Source organism: Ruegeria sp. O4 (assembly GCF_056535125.1).
Window position 1 is genome coordinate 41,967 of the sequence record NZ_JBQERO010000022.1, and the last position, 19,461, is coordinate 61,427.

The following is a 19,461-nucleotide window of genomic DNA, read 5'->3' on the forward strand; positions in this document are numbered from 1 at the left end:
ATTTTGGAAGCGTAACACCGCGGTGCATTTGGCACCGCGGCGGTTTAGTTTAAGACGCGGAGTCTCGACGCCGTTTCGCGTTTGGGCTTACTGCGACTGAACCATGGCTGCGCGCAAAAGCTGCGGGCGGTCGGTCTGGGACGGCAGGAAGACCGCCTGCGACCCGGCATCCAGCGCCGAAAGGCTTGCATCATACCATTGCATCGCAAGATCGCGGCGCGCCTGAACACCAAAGCCTTCGCGCAGATGGTGACCGACCAGTTCTCCGTATGCGGGTTCACCCATGGCAACCAGCATCAGCGCAGACCCAACTGCGGTATCCATGTTGTCCTGACGATATCCCATCGCAAGGCAGACCTTGCTGGTTGCGGCAAGATCAGCAGGGCTAAGACCCGAATCCAAGGCAAGCTTGCGCACCTGGGTTTCAGCCTCTGATTTCGAGTTGATAGACAGCGCGTCAACTTGCGGTGCCAACATGTCGCCAAAGGCGGCGCACTGGTCTGCGACCTGATCGGGTGTAAGACCCTGAATGCCCTGCATCAGCTCTTCGCCCTGTGCCATCGCATAGCTGCGGGCAAGGCAGAATTGTTCGCTGAGCGCAAAGTCAGGATCGGACATGTTAGACAGGGTCGTATAGCCGCCATTGGTCGACGTTTGCAGCATGACCCCGCTGCACCGATTGGCCAGCGACGGGCCTCCGGTTCCGCCGGAAAACAGGCTCGGCAGGCTGGCTGTCGTGGTTTCAGTGGCGCTTGTTGCGGGTTCGGCCTGTTGAGGCGTGATAACCGGGATGGCCGGTGCCTGGGTCTGAGGTGCAGCCGCCAAGGCAGAGCCGGTTTGCACCTGTTGGCGATAGGCCATCAAAAGCGGTTGACCCGAAAGCTGGGTTGCCGCCTGCCCACCGCTTGTCGCCCAGTAATAGGCCTGCATCAGAAAGTCATACTGATAGGGCTGGAAGTCATAGCCATTCACAGGATAGCCCATGGACACCTGGTAGCGTTCGATCGCCGACCGGGTTCCATGCCCGACCTGCCCATCGACACGCCCGGCGTTATAGCCGAAATAGTTGAGCGCGGTCTGCGTTTGCGCCCCTTGCGAGGTCGATGGAATGCCCGACCGGTAGGTCTGGCTCGAAGACCGGGACTTTTTCTTTTGCTGGTCTTTGCCGATCGCGTATCCGACGACCCCGCCAACGACAGCACCGCCGATAAAGTCGCCCGCATCGGCCCGCGCGGTCTGGGGAACGGCCGCTGCAAAAGACAGCGCAGCGATTAGAGTAGTTAATAAACGAAATATCATGACGAACCTCCGAACAAATTTGTTCTGCCCAAGTATAGCACAGCTACGGCATGGCTCGGTCATTTATACTACTTCAAAGATCGACGCCCTGAGGGGATTACCGCCAAGCGACGGATTCGCCGATATTGCTCAAGCGATTTAAGCCTTTAACATCCAGTGATACCTTGGGGTTCATGCCGACTTGTAACTCCTTGGGTTGGCCGGAAAGGGTGGCAGTTTCTTGCCCACGGGTTTCAATGATGTTGGTCATCGACTTTAAACTCGATTCGGTGATCCCGAATTGAAAGGCAGGCCACTTGCCAACCCCCATGATCCCCTGTAAACGCCGCCTCTATCGTCTTCGGGCGAGATTCTCTCGTGGGAGGTTACCGGGGTCGCGATCCCGGGCCGGACCACGCAACAAAATCCGGGTGAGACGCGTTTCACCCTAGTTGAAAGGAAAACCAAATGGCCAAGAAGCTTGCTGGTACAATGAAACTGCAGGTTCCTGCAGGTCAGGCGAACCCGTCGCCGCCAGTTGGTCCGGCGCTGGGTCAGCGCGGCATCAACATCATGGAATTCTGCAAGGCGTTCAACGCCAAGACCGCAGATATGGAGCCCGGCGCGCCGTGCCCGACCGTGATCACCTACTATCAGGACAAGTCCTTCACCATGGACATCAAGACGCCGCCCGCGTCTTATTACCTGAAAAAAGCTGCTGGTCTTAAGCCGGTCGGTAAGCGTAACCGCCCCCGCGGCGCGGAAAACCCAGGTCGCGAGACCGTGGCAACCGTGACCTCCAAGCAGGTTCGTGAAATCGCCGAAGCCAAAATGAAAGATCTGAACGCCAACGACGTCGAAGGCGCAATGCAGATCATCCTGGGCTCGGCCCGCTCCATGGGCATCGAGGTGAAGTAAGATGGCAAAACTCGGTAAACGTACCCGCGCTGCGCGCGAAGCCGTCGCTGGCAAGGAAAACCTGTCGGTGGACGAAGCTGTTGCCCTGGTCAAAGCCAATGCAACTTCGAAATTCGACGAGACTATCGAAATCGCGATGAACCTGGGCGTTGACACCCGTCACGCAGACCAGATGGTGCGCGGCGTTGTCGGCCTGCCGAACGGAACAGGCAAAGACATGCGCGTTGCTGTCTTCGCACGTGGCGCGAAGGCTGACGAAGCGAAAGAAGCAGGCGCGGATATCGTTGGCGCAGAAGACCTGATGGAAACCATTCAGGGCGGTACCATCGAATTTGATCGCTGCATTGCAACCCCGGACATGATGCCGATCGTCGGTCGTCTGGGTAAGGTTCTGGGCCCCCGCAACCTGATGCCGAACCCCAAGGTTGGCACCGTGACCATGGACGTGAAAGCAGCCGTGGAAGCAGCCAAAGGCGGTGAAGTTCAGTTCAAGGCGGAAAAAGGCGGCGTTGTACACGCAGGTGTTGGTAAAGCGTCGTTTGACGAAGCCAAGCTGGTCGAAAACATTCGCGCCTTCGTCTCGGCTGTTGCCCGGGCCAAGCCGTCGGGTGCCAAAGGCACCTACATGAAGAAAATCGCGCTGAGCTCGACCATGGGCCCCGGCGTGACCGTTGATGTGGCAGAAGCTTCGGGCGAATAAGTCTGATCTTCGTCAAAGCAATGTTGCGGGCGGTCCAAACGGACCGCCCGTTTTCGTTTAACTGAACGGCAACGCGGTGTGGCTGGCTGTATCTCCGGTCAGGGTGAAGAAGCTCCGGTCTTCAATGGGCGTCCATTTTCCTGTGCCCTTGTCCAGCGGCTCGGACGCAATGACCTTGCCGCCGTGGTCCAGACCTTCCCCGAAATACAGGGACGGGCTGCGCTGATCGCTGGAATACCGAAAGGCATACAGGTTCTGCCCATCCGAAAAGGCGACGGCCATGCGATCCGGTTGCGTCCGATGACCGTCAAGCGCATCGATCTGACGCAGAGTTGCGACAACAGCGTCCTGCGGCGCATCATCCAGCCCGTTTGCCAGCAGGAGCAGAAACAGAAGCTCTGAATCCGTCGACCCGCGCCGCGCCGCATAAAGTTCGTCCGGCAGTGAGGATTCAAGCCGTCTTCGCAAACGCCCGAACTCGCCAATCTGGCCATTATGCATGAAGGACCATTTGCCAAACGTGAAAGGGTGGCAGTTTGCGCGCGACACTTCGCCGAACGTCGACGCGCGGACATGGGCCAGAAACAGCGAGGATTTTATCATCCTGCAAAGATCGACCAGGTTACCATCCGACCACGCGGGCAGGACATCCCTGTACAGGCCGGGGCGATCCTGGTCTGCGTACCAGGCCATACCAAAGCCATCGCCATTGACGGCAAGTTTAGCTTCGGCCGCGTGCTGGCTTTGCTCCAGCAAGGAATGCTGGGGCCGGATGACGATGTTTTCAAGCGGGATACTTGGTCCGCAATAGGCGGCAATTCTGCACATTTGTTCAGATTCTTCTTGTTTCTGAGAAAAATTGTCGGGTTATAGTCTTGAACTTGGAACAATGTCACGAACTATTTTGCGCTCAGCCCTGAAATTCGACCAAATCAATTGCTCGTCACCGCACTTAATCTTGTGGTTCTGGTCATCCCTTGTTGCGTCTGATTAATCCCAATTTACCTCTTGGAAACCCCGGCCATCTGTCCTAAGTAGACCTGCGGAATAAAGCGTGCGATTCGTCGTGCGCTTTATTTTGTTTCGTCCAAGACGGTGGGTGGTGCCATATGGCCCCTTAATTCCCTGCCTGAGACGGGTAAGACCAAAGAATTCTGAGGGTCCCACCCTCGGGCGAGTTTTGGCCAATCCCGTAACAACGGACCTGAACGCCGGGGCGCAAGCCGCGGCAAATATGAGCCGGGGTGAGAACTCACCCCTAACTTGGAGAGAACTGTGGATAGAGCCCAGAAAGAGAAAGTGGTCGAGGAACTCGGCCAAATCTTCGAAAGCTCTGGCGTCGTAGTGGTTGCCCACTACGCCGGTCTGACAGTTGCCGAGATGCAGGACCTTCGCGCACGTGCCCGTGACGCGGGTGGCTCCGTGCGTGTTGCCAAGAACAGGCTCGCCAAAATCGCCCTCGAGGGTAAGCCGTGTGCAAGCATGGCCGACCTGCTGACAGGGATGACCGTTCTGACCTATTCCGAGGACCCCGTGGCAGCAGCCAAGGTGGCCGAGGACTTCGCCAAGGATAACAAGAAATTTGAAATCCTCGGCGGTGCAATGGGCGAGAACGCTCTGGACCGCAAAGGCGTTGAAGCCGTTTCGAAAATGCCGTCTCGCGAGGAGCTTATTGCTTCGATCGTGGGCTGCATTGGCGCACCTGCTTCGAACATCGCCGGCGCGATTGGCGCACCTGCAAGCAATATCGCAAGCATCCTTTCCACCATCGAAGAGAAGGCGGAAGCTGCGTAAGCGGTTGGCACTGAATGATCTGCGTAGGGTACCTACCCTGACGTTGGAACACACATTGTAAACGGAAAGAGCTGATAAAATGGCTGATCTGAAAGCACTCGCAGAAAGCATCGTGGGTCTGACCCTGCTGGAAGCACAAGAACTGAAAACCATCCTCAAAGACGAATACGGCATCGAGCCCGCAGCTGGCGGCGCCGTAATGGTCGCAGCAGCTGGTGGCGACGCCGGTGGCGCAGCTGAGGAAGAAAAAACCGAATTCGACGTCGTTCTGAAGAACGCCGGCGCTTCGAAAATCAACGTGATCAAAGAAGTTCGCGGCATCACCGGTCTGGGCCTGAAAGAAGCCAAGGAACTGGTCGAAGCCGGCGGCAAGATCAAAGAAGGCGTGTCGAAAGACGAAGCCGAAGACGTCAAAGCCAAGCTGGAAGCAGCTGGCGCCGAAGTCGAGCTGGCCTAAGCCTGGTCTCAGGCGCATCGCTGATGCGCCGAAAATTTTGGCTGGATCCGGAGAAATCCGGGTCCAGCCGAACCTGTCTTAGAAAGGGCCTCACGGAATGGGGCGTTTTCTAAGACACGGTTTTCGGATCGGGAGGCCGCCTTCGGGACGGTGGCCACGAATTGATCCGGACGTGTTGTCTCGATTGTGCAAGATGCCGGGGCCCGACGGTGTCTTTGCCCGCTGAGAACATCGAAAGGTGACATCTGACATGGCTCAAACGTTCCTTGGCCAGAAACGTCTTCGTAAATATTACGGCAAAATCCGCGAAGTACTGGAGATGCCGAACCTCATTGAGGTACAGAAATCTTCTTATGATCTTTTCCTGCGCTCCGGCGATGCAGAACAGCCCACAGACGGCGAAGGCATCAAAGGCGTGTTCCAATCGGTTTTCCCGATCAAGGATTTCAACGAAACCTCTGTTTTGGAGTTCGTGAAATACGATCTGGAGAAACCCAAATACGACGTCGAAGAGTGCATGCAGCGCGACATGACCTACAGCGCACCGCTGAAGGTTACCCTGCGCCTGATCGTGTTCGATGTTGATGAGGACACCGGCGCGAAATCGGTAAAAGACATCAAGGAACAGGATGTCTTCATGGGCGACATGCCCCTGATGACCCCGAACGGCACCTTTGTCGTCAACGGCACCGAGCGTGTGATCGTCTCCCAGATGCACCGCTCGCCCGGTGTGTTCTTTGACCACGACAAGGGTAAAACCCATTCCTCGGGCAAGCTGCTGTTTGCCTGCCGCATCATCCCGTATCGCGGCAGCTGGCTGGACTTCGAGTTTGATGCCAAGGATATCGTGTTCGCCCGTATCGACCGCCGCCGCAAACTGCCTGTGACAACCCTGCTTTATGCGCTGGGTCTGGATCAGGAAGCGATCATGGACGCGTATTACAAAACCGTGTCCTACAAGCTGGACAAGAAGAAGGGCTGGGTCACGCCGTTCTTCCCCGAGCGTGTTCGCGGCACCCGTCCGACCTATGACCTGATCGACGCGAAATCAGGTGAGGTGATTGCCGAGGCAGGCAAAAAAGTCACCCCGCGCGCGGTCAAGAAGCTGATCGACGAGGGCACCGTCACAGAACTGCTGGTTCCGTTCGATCACATCGTTGGCAAGTTTGTCGCCAAGGACATCATCAACGAAGAAAACGGCGCGATCTATGTCGAAGCCGGTGACGAACTGACGCTGGAATATGACAAGGATGGCGACCTGATCGGCGGTACCGCGAAGGAACTGATCGACGCGGGCATCACCGATATTCCGGTTCTCGACATCGATAACGTCAATGTCGGACCCTACATGCGCAACACCATGGCGCAGGACAAGAACATGAACCGCGAAAGCGCGCTCATGGATATCTACCGCGTCATGCGTCCGGGTGAACCGCCCACCGTCGAAGCGGCGTCGGCCCTGTTCGACACCCTGTTCTTCGACAGCGAGCGGTATGACCTGTCCGCCGTTGGCCGCGTGAAGATGAACATGCGCCTGGCACTGGACGCGCCGGATACCCTGCGTACCCTGCGCCGCGAAGACATCGTGGCCTGCGTCAAGGCTCTGGTCGAACTGCGCGACGGCAAAGGCGACGTGGACGATATCGACCACCTCGGCAACCGTCGTGTGCGTTCGGTCGGTGAACTGATGGAAAACCAGTACCGCGTCGGTCTGCTGCGCATGGAGCGCGCGATCAAAGAGCGTATGTCGTCGGTCGAGATCGACACCGTCATGCCGCAGGACCTGATCAACGCGAAACCGGCTGCTGCTGCTGTGCGTGAATTCTTCGGCTCGTCGCAGCTGTCGCAGTTCATGGACCAGACCAACCCGCTGTCGGAAGTCACCCACAAACGCCGTCTTTCGGCGCTTGGCCCCGGTGGTCTGACGCGTGAGCGTGCGGGCTTTGAAGTGCGCGACGTGCACCCGACCCACTATGGCCGGATGTGCCCGATTGAAACGCCGGAAGGCCCGAACATCGGTCTGATCAACTCGCTGGCCACCTTCGCCCGCGTGAACAAGTATGGCTTCATCGAAACACCTTACCGCGTCGTCAAGGACGCCGAGGTGACCGATGAGGTTCACTACATGTCCGCGACCGAGGAAATGCGTCACACCGTGGCGCAGGCGAACGCGACGCTGGATAAGAACGGCAAGTTCATCAACGATCTGGTTTCGACCCGTCAGGCAGGCGACTACACCCTTGCCCCGCGCGAGAATGTGGACCTGATCGACGTGTCGCCGAAACAGCTGGTTTCGGTCGCGGCATCGCTGATTCCGTTCCTTGAAAATGACGACGCCAACCGCGCTCTGATGGGCTCGAACATGCAACGTCAGGCGGTTCCGCTGCTGCGGGCCGAGGCACCGCTGGTCGGTACCGGGATCGAGGAGAAGGTCGCAATCGACTCAGGCGCTGCGATTCAGGCGAAACGCGCCGGCATCATCGACCAGGTCGATGCCCAGCGTATCGTTATCCGTGCCACCGAGGATCTGGAACTGGGTGACGCTGGCGTTGACATCTATCGTCTGCGTAAGTTCCAGCGCTCGAACCAGAACACCTGCATCAACCAGCGTCCGCTGATCAAGGTGGGTGACACCGTCCAGAAGGGCGAGGTCATTGCCGACGGTCCGTCGACCGATATGGGTGAACTGGCCTTGGGTAAGAACGTGGTCGTCGCGTTCATGCCGTGGAACGGTTACAACTACGAAGACTCGATCCTGATCTCGGAACGTATCGCGCGTGACGACGTCTTTACCTCGGTCCATATCGAGGAATTCGAAGTCGCCGCCCGTGACACCAAGCTGGGCCCGGAAGAGATCACCCGCGACATCCCCAACGTCGGTGAAGAAGCGCTGCGCAACCTCGACGAGGCGGGCATCGTTTACATCGGCGCGGATGTTGAGCCGGGCGATATTCTGGTCGGCAAGATCACTCCGAAGGGCGAAAGCCCGATGACCCCGGAAGAAAAGCTGCTGCGCGCCATCTTTGGTGAAAAAGCATCTGATGTGCGCGACACCTCGTTGCGCGTGAAGCCGGGCGATTACGGTACGGTCGTCGAGGTTCGCGTCTTCAACCGTCACGGTGTCGAGAAAGACGAGCGTGCGCTGCAGATCGAGCGTGAGGAAGTCGAACGTCTGGCCCGTGACCGGGACGACGAGCTGGCGATCCTTGACCGCAACATCTATGCGCGTCTGCAAGGTCTGATCCTGGGTAAAACCGCTGTCAAAGGCCCGAAAGGTGTCAAGGCAGGGTCGGTGATCACCGAGGATCTGCTGGACACCCTGACCCGTGGTCAATGGTGGCAGCTGGCGCTGGAAGACGAGCAGGACGCACAGATCGTCGAGGCCCTGAACGAGCAATACGAAGTGCAAAAGCGCGCTCTGGACGCCCGTTTCGAGGATAAGGTCGAGAAAGTCCGCCGTGGCGACGACCTGCCGCCGGGTGTGATGAAGATGGTCAAAGTCTTCATCGCCGTGAAGCGCAAGCTGCAGCCGGGCGACAAGATGGCCGGTCGTCACGGGAACAAAGGTGTGATCTCCAAGGTTGTTCCGATGGAAGACATGCCGTTCCTGGCCGATGGGACCCCGGTCGACTTCTGTCTGAACCCGCTGGGTGTGCCTTCGCGTATGAACGTCGGTCAGATCCTTGAAACCCACATGGGTTGGGCCGCGCGCGGTCTGGGTCTGAACATCGATGAAGCTCTGGGTGAATACCGCCGTTCCGGCGACCTGACCCCGGTGCGCGAGGCGATGAAGCTGGCCTATGGCGAAGATGTCTACGAAGAAGGCATCACTGGCATGGACGAGGAAACGCTGATTGAGGCAGCGGGCAACGTGACCCGCGGTGTTCCGATCGCAACCCCGGTCTTTGACGGTGCCAAAGAGGCTGACGTCAACGACGCACTGGTGCGTGCGGGCTTCTCGGAAAGCGGTCAGTCGGTTCTGTTCGACGGTCGTACGGGTGAGCAATTTGCACGTCCGGTGACCGTGGGCATCAAGTACCTGCTGAAACTGCACCACCTGGTGGACGACAAGATCCACGCGCGTTCGACCGGGCCCTACAGCCTGGTTACCCAGCAGCCGCTGGGTGGTAAGGCGCAGTTCGGTGGTCAGCGCTTTGGTGAGATGGAAGTCTGGGCTCTGGAAGCTTACGGCGCCGCCTACACTCTGCAGGAGATGCTCACCGTGAAATCGGATGACGTCGCCGGCCGGACCAAGGTCTATGAGTCGATCGTCAAGGGCGAGGATAACTTTGAAGCGGGCGTACCGGAATCGTTCAACGTTCTGGTGAAAGAAGTCCGCGGCCTCGGCCTGAATATGGAACTCCTGGATGCGGAGGTCGATGAGTGACGAAGGGATGCCGGGCTGAAGCCCGGCCTACCATCTGATCCGGCGTAGGCCGGGCTTCAGCCCGGCACTGCGTGACCCCCGCACCCTCTAACTCTGAGGTAAAGAGATGAACCAGGAAATCACCAACAACCCGTTCAACCCGCTGACGCCCCCGAAGGTCTTTGACGAAATCAAAGTCTCGCTGGCGTCGCCCGAACGGATTCTGTCTTGGTCCTATGGCGAGATCAAGAAACCCGAAACCATCAACTACCGGACGTTCAAGCCCGAACGTGACGGTCTGTTCTGCGCGCGTATCTTTGGCCCGATCAAAGATTACGAATGTCTGTGCGGCAAATATAAGCGGATGAAGTATCGCGGCGTTGTCTGCGAGAAATGCGGTGTGGAAGTCACCCTGCAGAAAGTCCGCCGCGAGCGTATGGGCCACATCGAACTGGCCGCGCCCGTTGCACATATCTGGTTCCTGAAATCGCTGCCGTCCCGCATCGGTCTGATGCTGGACATGACGCTGCGCGATCTGGAACGCGTTCTGTACTTTGAAAACTATGTCGTCATCGAGCCCGGTCTGACCGACCTGACCTACGGCCAGATGCTGACCGAAGAAGAGTATATGGATGCGCAGGATGCCTTTGGCATGGACGCGTTCACCGCCAATATCGGTGCCGAAGCCATCCGTGAGATGCTGGCCCAGATCGATCTGGAAGCCGAAGCCGAACAGCTGCGCGCTGATCTGGCCGAAGCCACAGGCGAGTTGAAGCCCAAGAAGATCATCAAGCGTCTGAAGGTTGTTGAATCCTTCCTCGAGTCGGGCAACCGGCCTGAATGGATGGTCATGACCGTGATCCCGGTCATCCCGCCGGAACTGCGTCCGCTGGTTCCGCTGGATGGTGGCCGTTTCGCGACGTCGGATCTGAACGATCTCTATCGCCGCGTGATCAACCGGAACAACCGTCTGAAGCGTCTGATCGAATTGCGCGCGCCTGACATCATCGTCCGCAACGAAAAGCGGATGTTGCAGGAATCCGTGGATGCTCTGTTTGACAACGGCCGTCGTGGCCGGGTGATCACCGGCGCCAACAAGCGTCCGCTGAAATCGCTGTCGGACATGCTGAAAGGCAAGCAGGGTCGCTTCCGTCAGAACCTTCTGGGGAAACGCGTCGACTTCTCGGGCCGTTCGGTCATCGTGACCGGTCCGGAGCTTAAGCTGCACCAGTGTGGTCTGCCCAAGAAGATGGCGCTGGAGCTGTTCAAGCCGTTCATCTACTCGCGCCTTGAAGCCAAAGGTCTGTCTTCGACCGTGAAACAGGCGAAGAAACTGGTCGAGAAAGAGCGTCCCGAAGTTTGGGATATCCTCGACGAGGTGATCCGTGAACACCCTGTCATGCTGAACCGTGCGCCGACGCTGCACCGTCTTGGCATTCAGGCGTTCGAACCGGTCCTGATCGAAGGCAAAGCGATCCAGCTGCACCCGCTGGTCTGTTCGGCCTTCAACGCCGACTTCGACGGCGACCAGATGGCCGTTCACGTCCCGCTGAGCCTTGAGGCACAGCTGGAAGCCCGTGTTCTGATGATGTCGACGAACAACGTTCTGTCGCCTGCAAACGGCGCGCCGATCATCGTTCCGTCGCAGGACATGATCCTGGGTCTGTACTATGTGTCGCTGGAACGTGCGGGCATGCCGGGCGAAGGCAAGGTCTTTGGTTCGATCGACGAAGTTCAGCACGCGCTGGATGCGGGTGAGGTGCATTTGCACACCAAAATCACCGCGCGGATCACGCAGATCGACGAAGAAGGCAACGAAGTTCAGAAGCGCTATGAAACCACTCCGGGCCGTCTGCGTCTGGGTGCCCTGCTGCCGATGAACAACAAGGCACCGTTCGATCTGGTCAACCGCCTGCTGCGGAAGAAAGAAGTGCAGCAGGTGATCGACACCGTCTACCGCTACTGCGGCCAGAAAGAGTCGGTTATCTTCTGTGACCAGATCATGTCGATGGGCTTCAAAGAAGCGTTCAGGGCGGGCATCTCGTTCGGCAAGGACGACATGGTCATTCCAGACGACAAGTGGGGCATCGTTGATGACACCCGCGATCAGGTGAAAGACTTCGAACAGCAGTACATGGACGGCCTGATCACTCAGGGTGAAAAGTACAACAAGGTTGTCGATGCCTGGTCGAAGTGTAACGACCGCGTCACCGAGGCGATGATGAGCACCATCTCGAACGTCGCCAAGGCCGAAGACGGGTCTGACATGGAACCGAACTCGGTCTACATGATGGCCCACTCCGGTGCGCGGGGCTCGGTCACTCAGATGAAACAGCTGGGCGGTATGCGCGGCCTGATGGCCAAGCCGAACGGTGACATCATCGAGACGCCGATCATCTCGAACTTCAAGGAAGGTCTGACCGTTCTTGAATACTTCAACTCGACCCACGGTGCCCGTAAGGGTCTGTCGGATACCGCTCTGAAGACGGCGAACTCGGGTTACCTGACCCGTCGTCTGGTGGACGTGGCGCAGGACTGCATCGTTCGTGAGATCGATTGTGGCACCGAGCGCGCAATCACTGCCGAAGCTGCGGTCAACGATGGTGAGGTTGTCGCCTCGCTGGCCGAGCGTATCCTGGGCCGTGTGGCGGCTGACGATATCCTGCGTCCGGGTACGGATGAGGTGCTTGTTGCGGCTGGTCAGCTGATCGACGAACGTATGGCAGACACCATCGACGAAGCGGGCGTTCAGTCGACCCGCATCCGCTCACCTCTGACCTGCGAGTCTGAGGAAGGCGTCTGTGCCACCTGCTACGGTCGTGACCTTGCTCGCGGTACCATGGTGAACACGGGTGAGGCTGTCGGCATCATCGCCGCCCAGTCCATCGGTGAACCCGGTACACAGCTGACGATGCGGACCTTCCACATCGGTGGTGTTGCGCAAGGTGGTCAGCAGTCGTTCCAGGAAGCCAGCCAGGCTGGCGTCGTATCCTTCGAGAACCCGCAGATCCTGGTCAATGCCGCAGGCGAAAGCCTTGTCATGGGCCGCAACATGAAGCTGGTGATCAAGGACGATCACGGCGAAGAGCGCGCCAGCCACAAGCTGGGCTACGGCTCCAAGCTGTTCGTCAAGGAAGGCACCAAGGTGGCCCGCGGCGACAAGCTGTTCGAATGGGATCCCTACACCCTGCCGATCATCGCCGAGAAAGCCGGTACCACCAAATACGTCGATCTGGTTTCGGGCCTTGCCGTCCGTGACGAGACCGACGAAGCAACCGGCATGACCCAGAAGATCGTGATCGACTGGCGCGCCGCCCCCCGTGGCAGCGACCTCAAGCCCGAGATCATTCTGGTCGGTGACGATGGCGAACCGGTCCGCAACGATGCGGGCAACCCGGTTCACTATCCGATGTCGGTGGATGCGATCCTGTCGGTCGAAGATGGCCAGAAGATCGAAGCCGGTGACGTTGTTGCGCGTATTCCGCGTGAAGGTGCCAAGACCAAAGACATCACTGGTGGTCTGCCGCGTGTGGCCGAACTGTTCGAAGCCCGCCGTCCGAAAGATCACGCGATCATCGCAGAAGCCGATGGTTACGTGCGCTTTGGCCGCGACTACAAGAACAAGCGCCGCATCAGCATCGAACCGGCTGACGAGTCACTGGAACCCATCGAGTACATGGTACCCAAGGGCAAGCACATCCCTGTTGTCGAAGGCGACTTCGTACAGAAGGGCGACTACATCATGGACGGTAACCCGGCCCCGCATGACATCCTGTCCATCATGGGTGTCGAGGCGCTGGCGAACTACATGATCGACGAAGTGCAGGATGTGTATCGTCTGCAAGGCGTGAAGATCAACGACAAGCACATCGAAGTCATCGTGCGCCAGATGCTGCAGAAGTGGGAGATCCTAGATTCAGGCGACACCACCCTGCTGAAAGGCGAACATGTCGACAAGCAGGAGTTCGACGCAGCCAACGAAAAGACCATCGCCCGCGGTGGTCGTCCGGCACAGGGCGAGCCGATCCTTCTGGGGATCACCAAGGCCTCGTTGCAGACGCGTTCGTTCATCTCGGCGGCGTCGTTCCAGGAAACCACCCGCGTACTGACCGAAGCGTCCGTGCAGGGCAAAAAGGACAAGCTGGTCGGCCTGAAAGAGAACGTCATCGTTGGTCGCCTGATCCCCGCCGGTACCGGTGGGGCCACGCAGGCCGTCCGCCACATCGCGCAGTCGCGCGACAATGTGGTGATCGAAGCCCGCCGGGAAGAGGCCGAAGCGGCCGCTGCCCTGGCTGCGCCGATCATGGATGATGATCTGGTCGGGGATGAGCTGGACGTTCTGGTGGAAACACCCGAAAGCCGCGAGTAATCGCCCGATTGACAAGTTTAGGAAGGCCCCGCGATTTCGCGGGGCCTTTCGTTTTTGCAGGGCTGAAACGCGCACCACGCTTAAGGCGGTTCCAGACCACTGGAATATCGCGCTCGCCGTATGAGACCTGCAATAACAGTAGGGTTTTTCTGGTTTAGCCTAAACTGTGCTACCATCCGCCATGAGTTCACACAGGTGACGGGGGTGGATGATGAGAGCTGTCACAAAGTTGTCGCGCGTATTTTCGGTTTTCGGTCTGGGCCTGATGGCCGCCTGCACGGACTATGCCTATGTGGGGATGCCACCGGGCCAGCCATCGCGTGAGATCGTGATCCCGAACGGCACGACGCGCCTGATCCCGATCTCCGGATCGATCGTCGGGTTGGCTTATGATGAGCCGCGACGGCGGATCTTCCTGCGCAATCTTCCCGGCACCCAACTACAGGAGTTGGACCGAAATGGCCGTGTCCTGCGTACCTTTGCGGCACAGCGGGTTCCGGCCGGATGCGGTGGCATCACACCTGACGAGTTTCCCATCAAGGAATGCGGGTTGGCCCTTCGGGGAAGCGACGGGCATTTGTTCCTCGACCATCCGAACGGGGTGATGATCGCGGAACTGACCCGCGACGGGCAATTTGTGCGCAACATAACCCTCAGCCAGCCACAGGGGCCGATTGGCGGGCTGGCCTTTGATGAAACGACCGGCACGCTTTATGTGCTGTTCATCCGCAATCGCCTGATCGCCGAGGTGGATTTGAACGGCACGGTCCTAAGGACAATCCGGGCGACCAATCCATCGGTCGGCGCAGCGGTGCAGATCGAACGCTTTGGCCTTGGCATCAATTCCAAACGCCGCGAGCTTTATGTTGCGCTTCAGAACGGAAACCAGCTTGGCGTTCTGGACATGTCCGGCGGGTTGATCGCAACGTACACGCTCAGCGCCGGGGTGGCTGTGGAAGGGATCGGAGGCGGTCGGGTCTCCGGTCTCTGATACAGGTTCAGCGGGTGGTTTCGACACGCTCTGCACGCGTCGGAGCGTAATTCTTGCGCTGATCTGATTTGATGCGTTGACAGGCGGCTGTCCGATTGGGCCAATGGCCCGATCACTCTGCGCAGGGCCAAATCTGACATGAACCCAAACACCAAAGGTGCCTTGCTGATGATGGGCAGCATGGCGGCCTTCACCCTGAACGACACTTTGGTCAAGGTCGCGCTTCGGGATCTGCCATTGTTCCAACTGGTGGCCATGCGGGGCGTCCTGGCCGTTTTCCTTGTCTACGGTCTTGCCCGTTATCTGGGGGCGCTGCACCTCAATTTCTCAAACCACGACCGGTTGCTGGTTGCGCTGCGCAGTCTGGCCGAGTTGTCGGCCACCTTCTTTTTCCTGACAGCGCTCAAGAACATGCCGCTTGCCAATGTGACGGCCATTCTGCAGGCGCTGCCCCTGACCGTGACGCTGGGCGCGGCGCTGGTCTTCTCCGAACAGGTGGGCTGGCGGCGCATATTGGCGATTGCCATTGGTTTTGGCGGCATGGTTTTGATCGTCAGACCCGGTCCTGACGGCTTCAGCCTGTATTCCATCTACGCGCTGATCGCAGTGGCTTCGATCACGGTTCGCGATCTGGTGACGCGACGCATGTCGCCCCAGGTTCCGTCAATGGTGGTGACGTTGGCGACCTCTCTCTCAATCACGGTGGCCGCAGCCATTGCATCGGTGTTTGAAGGATGGGTTCCGGTTTCCGGCGCTGCGGGTTCTCTGGTTGCGGCGGCGGCCGTGTTCGTCCTGATGGGCTATCTGTTCAGCGTCATGGTCATGCGTCAGGGCGATGTCGGGTTCATCGCGCCGTTTCGCTATTCCAGCCTGATCTGGGCCCTGGGGTTGGGCTGGGCCGTATTCGATGAATGGCCTGACGGTCTGACCATGCTGGGTGCGACACTTATCGTGGCCGCCGGATTGTTTACGCTGTTCCGGGAACGCGCGCGTCGGGAAGCGGCGTGAACCTGCGTGACACGGCTCTGAACACTGGTTATCCGAAGGCGAAACCCAGCCTCCGGTTGCGGGCTTGGTTCGGCATTGGCACTTCTGGTGCAGGGCGGTTTTATGAACCCGGTAAAGCCCGCGCACCCACTTCGGCACGGCCCGGATCAGCCTATTGCCGGGCAACCGGTATCGTGCTGTTGACACTCGGGCCGACTCCCCCTATTACGCGCGTCATCTCGGTGACGGGGGCCGCCCCATAGCCGATTCCAGTAATGAGCTGGTCAAGGCCCGGACAATTTTGCAGTTCGCGCCCTCTGAGAAACAACCGCGACGTTCACCTCGGAATGGGAACGCTCGTGGGTTTTGCGCTTGTGGACGCATAAGCGCAGCGAAGTTAGCCGCACGCAGCCCGCGTGCATGTCATGTGTGTTGCAAAACGGGGAAGAAACCGGAATGCCAACTATTCAACAGCTGATCCGCAAACCGCGGCAGCCCAAAGTAAAACGCTCGAAGTCCATGCACCTGGAGCAGTGCCCGCAGAAGCGCGGTGTCTGCACACGTGTTTACACCACCACACCGAAGAAACCGAACTCGGCTATGCGTAAGGTTGCAAAGGTGCGCCTGACCAACGGATTCGAGGTCATCTCGTACATCCCCGGTGAAAGCCACAACCTTCAGGAACACTCGGTTGTTCTGATCCGTGGCGGCCGTGTGAAAGACCTTCCCGGTGTGCGTTACCACATCCTGCGCGGTGTTCTGGATACTCAGGGCGTCAAAGACCGTAAGCAACGCCGTTCGAAATACGGCGCGAAGCGTCCCAAGTAAGAAGGAGAGGCTGATATGTCACGTCGTCACGCCGCCGAAAAACGCGAAGTCCTGCCTGACGCCAAGTTTGGCGATAAGGTTCTGACCAAATTCATGAACAACCTGATGATCGACGGCAAGAAGTCGGTCGCCGAGCGCATCGTCTACAACGCGTTTGACCGCGTTGAGAACAAGATCAAGCGCGCGCCCGTCGAAGTGTTCCACGAAGCACTCGACAACATCAAACCGTCGGTCGAGGTTCGCTCGCGCCGGGTTGGTGGTGCAACCTATCAGGTTCCGGTCGAAGTCCGCCCCGAGCGCCGCGAAGCACTGGCCATCCGCTGGCTGATCACCGCTGCGCGTGGCCGCAATGAAAACACCATGGAAGAACGCCTCGCCGGTGAACTGCTGGACGCTGTACAGTCCCGCGGTACCGCCGTGAAGAAGCGCGAAGACACCCACAAGATGGCCGAGGCGAACAAAGCCTTCAGCCATTACCGTTGGTAATCCCAGAGGCTTATCCAAATGGCACGCGAATATCCGCTCGAACTATACCGTAACTTCGGTATCATGGCGCACATCGACGCAGGTAAGACCACCTGCTCGGAGCGTATCCTGTATTACACTGGTAAATCCCACAACATCGGTGAGGTGCACGATGGTGCAGCCACCATGGACTGGATGGAGCAGGAGCAGGAACGCGGCATCACCATCACTTCGGCTGCGACCACCACCTTCTGGGAACGCACCGAAGACGGTCAGACCGCCGATACCCCCAAGCACCGCCTGAACATCATCGACACCCCCGGCCACGTTGACTTCACCATCGAAGTCGAACGCTCGCTGGCGGTTCTCGACGGTGCCGTCTGCGTTCTGGACGCAAACGCCGGTGTTGAACCCCAGACCGAAACCGTGTGGCGTCAGGCTGACCGCTACAAGGTTCCGCGTATGGTTTTCGTCAACAAGATGGACAAGATCGGCGCAGACTTCTTCAACTGCGTTCGCATGATCGAAGACCGCACCGGCGCACGCGCTGTTCCGGTTGGTATTCCGATCGGTGCCGAAACCGAGCTGGAAGGCCTGGTTGATCTGGTCACCATGGAAGAGTGGCTGTGGCAGGGCGAAGACCTTGGTGCAAGCTGGGTCAAAGCTCCGATCCGCGACAGCCTGAAAGACATGGCTGACGAATGGCGCGGCAAGATGATCGAAGCGGCCGTCGAAGAAGACGACGACGCGATGATGGCCTATCTGGAAGGCGAAGAGCCCGACGTTCCGACCCTGCGCAAACTGCTGCGCAAAGGCACGCTGGCGCTGCATTTCGTTCCCGTTCTGGGTGGCTCGGCGTTCAAGAACAAAGGCGTTCAGCCGCTGCTCAACGCTGTGATCGACTATCTGCCCAGCCCGCTGGACGTTGTTGATTACATGGGCTTCAAACCCGGCGACGAGGAAGAAGTTCGTAACATCGCACGTCGTGCCGATGACGACATGGCCTTCTCGGGTCTGGCGTTCAAAATCATGAACGACCCCTTCGTTGGTTCGCTGACCTTCACCCGCGTTTACTCGGGCACCATGAACAAGGGCGACTCGATCCTGAACTCGACCAAAGGCAAGAAAGAGCGCATCGGTCGTATGATGATGATGCACTCCAACAACCGGGAAGAGATCGAAGAAGCGTTTGCAGGCGACATCATCGCGCTGGCGGGTCTGAAAGACACCACCACCGGTGACACTCTGTGCGATGCGAAGGATCCGGTGGTTCTGGAAACCATGACCTTCCCCGATCCGGTGATCGAGATCGCGGTCGAGCCCAAAACCAAGGGCGACCAGGAAAAGATGTCTCAGGGTCTGGCCCGTCTGGCCGCCGAAGACCCGTCCTTCCGCGTGGAAACCGACCTGGAATCGGGTCAGACCATCATGAAGGGCATGGGCGAACTTCACCTGGACATCCTGGTGGACCGTCTCAAGCGCGAGTTCAAGGTCGAAGCCAACATCGGTGCGCCTCAGGTGGCTTATCGTGAAACCATCTCGATGCCGGTCGAACACACCTATACCCACAAGAAACAGTCGGGTGGTTCGGGTCAGTTCGCCGAAGTCAAGCTGGAGATCCAGCCCACTGAGGCAGGCGAAGGTTACTCGTTCGAAAGCCGCATCGTTGGTGGTGCCGTTCCGAAGGAATACATCCCCGGTGTTGAAAAAGGCATCAACTCGGTCATGGACAGCGGCCCTCTGGCTGGCTTCCCCGTGATCGACTTCAAGGTTGCCCTGCTGGACGGTAAGTTCCACGACGTTGACTCGAGCGTTCTGGCGTTCGAAATCGCGGCCCGTATGTGTATGCGTGAAGGCATGCGCAAAGCTGGCGCGAAGCTGCTGGAACCGATCATGAAGGTCGAAGTGATCACCCCGGAAGAATACACCGGCGGTATCATCGGCGACCTGACCTCGCGTCGGGGCCAGGTGTCTGGTCAGGAACCGCGCGGCAACGCGATCGCGATCGATGCGTTTGTTCCGCTGGCGAACATGTTCGGCTACATCAACACCCTGCGTTCGATGTCGTCGGGCCGCGCCCAGTTCACCATGCAGTTCGACCACTACGATCCGGTTCCGCAGAACATCTCGGACGAGATCCAGGCGAAATACGCATAAGCGACGATTTGAGGGAGCGCCGTTCCGGGGCTCCCTTCATTACAGAAAAAGGAGGCCATCATGGCAAAGGAAAAGTTTGAGCGTAATAAGCCGCACGTCAACATCGGCACGATTGGGCATGTTGACCACGGCAAGACGACGCTGACCGCAG

15 protein-coding genes are annotated in these 19,461 nt (G+C 58.6%); 12 read left to right on the forward strand and 3 right to left on the reverse strand.

The genetic code is table 11. The annotated features are described in order from the left end of the window. Positions 1 to 87: 87 nt before the first annotated feature. On the reverse strand, positions 88 to 1,299 hold the full coding sequence (locus tag ACR0J7_RS18050; protein WP_480484695.1) for a peptidoglycan-binding domain-containing protein: 1,212 nt from the start codon (positions 1,297 to 1,299) through the stop codon (positions 88 to 90). 97 nt (positions 1,300 to 1,396) lie between these two features. Next, positions 1,397 to 1,549: a hypothetical protein gene (locus tag ACR0J7_RS18055; RefSeq protein ID WP_480492731.1), complete on the reverse strand. Its 153-nt coding sequence runs from the start codon at positions 1,547 to 1,549 to the stop codon at positions 1,397 to 1,399. 197 nt (positions 1,550 to 1,746) lie between these two features. Here ACR0J7_RS18055 and rplK point away from each other — a divergent pair, with 197 nt between their 5' ends. Both rplK and rplA read left to right on the forward strand, forming a co-directional pair. Continuing rightward, positions 1,747 to 2,196: a 50S ribosomal protein L11 gene (gene rplK / locus ACR0J7_RS18060; RefSeq protein ID WP_010440985.1), complete on the forward strand. Its 450-nt coding sequence runs from the start codon at positions 1,747 to 1,749 to the stop codon at positions 2,194 to 2,196. Between the two features lies 1 nt (position 2,197). Then, the gene (rplA, locus tag ACR0J7_RS18065; protein WP_209507781.1) at positions 2,198 to 2,896 is read left to right on the forward strand and encodes a 50S ribosomal protein L1; all 699 of its coding nucleotides are present in this window, start codon (positions 2,198 to 2,200) and stop codon (positions 2,894 to 2,896) included. Positions 2,897 to 2,953: 57 nt separating this feature from the next. Here the strand turns inward: rplA and ACR0J7_RS18070 are convergent, their stop codons facing one another. After that, a complete protein-coding gene (locus ACR0J7_RS18070) occupies positions 2,954 to 3,724 on the reverse strand; it encodes a class II glutamine amidotransferase (RefSeq protein ID WP_480488896.1) in 771 nt (256 codons plus the stop codon). Between the two features lie 447 nt (positions 3,725 to 4,171). Here ACR0J7_RS18070 and rplJ point away from each other — a divergent pair, with 447 nt between their 5' ends. The 10 genes from rplJ to ACR0J7_RS18120 all read left to right on the forward strand — a co-directional run. Continuing rightward, the gene (gene rplJ, locus ACR0J7_RS18075) at positions 4,172 to 4,690 is read left to right on the forward strand and encodes a 50S ribosomal protein L10 (RefSeq protein ID WP_209507785.1); all 519 of its coding nucleotides are present in this window, start codon (positions 4,172 to 4,174) and stop codon (positions 4,688 to 4,690) included. A gap of 79 nt (positions 4,691 to 4,769) precedes the next feature. Then, the gene (gene rplL / locus ACR0J7_RS18080) at positions 4,770 to 5,147 is read left to right on the forward strand and encodes a 50S ribosomal protein L7/L12 (protein ID WP_209507787.1); all 378 of its coding nucleotides are present in this window, start codon (positions 4,770 to 4,772) and stop codon (positions 5,145 to 5,147) included. Positions 5,148 to 5,397: 250 nt separating this feature from the next. Continuing rightward, a complete protein-coding gene (rpoB, locus tag ACR0J7_RS18085; RefSeq protein WP_267365333.1) occupies positions 5,398 to 9,534 on the forward strand; it encodes a DNA-directed RNA polymerase subunit beta in 4,137 nt (1,378 codons plus the stop codon). Between the two features lie 106 nt (positions 9,535 to 9,640). Then, complete coding sequence (gene rpoC / locus ACR0J7_RS18090) at positions 9,641 to 13,882, forward strand: DNA-directed RNA polymerase subunit beta' (protein ID WP_480488900.1); 4,242 nt, start codon at positions 9,641 to 9,643, stop codon at positions 13,880 to 13,882. 211 nt (positions 13,883 to 14,093) lie between these two features. Beyond that, the gene (locus tag ACR0J7_RS18095; RefSeq protein WP_480488901.1) at positions 14,094 to 14,873 is read left to right on the forward strand and encodes a hypothetical protein; all 780 of its coding nucleotides are present in this window, start codon (positions 14,094 to 14,096) and stop codon (positions 14,871 to 14,873) included. Positions 14,874 to 15,011: 138 nt separating this feature from the next. Then, positions 15,012 to 15,881, forward strand: coding sequence for a DMT family transporter (locus ACR0J7_RS18100; RefSeq protein WP_480484704.1), 870 nt, complete (start codon positions 15,012 to 15,014; stop codon positions 15,879 to 15,881). Positions 15,882 to 16,316: 435 nt separating this feature from the next. Beyond that, complete coding sequence (rpsL, locus tag ACR0J7_RS18105; protein ID WP_005621086.1) at positions 16,317 to 16,688, forward strand: 30S ribosomal protein S12; 372 nt, start codon at positions 16,317 to 16,319, stop codon at positions 16,686 to 16,688. 15 nt (positions 16,689 to 16,703) lie between these two features. Beyond that, positions 16,704 to 17,174, forward strand: coding sequence for a 30S ribosomal protein S7 (rpsG, locus tag ACR0J7_RS18110; RefSeq protein WP_039529242.1), 471 nt, complete (start codon positions 16,704 to 16,706; stop codon positions 17,172 to 17,174). An 18-nt stretch (positions 17,175 to 17,192) separates the two neighbouring features. Continuing rightward, on the forward strand, positions 17,193 to 19,310 hold the full coding sequence (gene fusA / locus ACR0J7_RS18115) for an elongation factor G (protein ID WP_480484702.1): 2,118 nt from the start codon (positions 17,193 to 17,195) through the stop codon (positions 19,308 to 19,310). Between the two features lie 60 nt (positions 19,311 to 19,370). Further along, a partial coding sequence (locus tag ACR0J7_RS18120) for a GTP-binding protein (protein WP_036223564.1) occupies positions 19,371 to 19,461 on the forward strand: 91 nt, incomplete at its 3' end.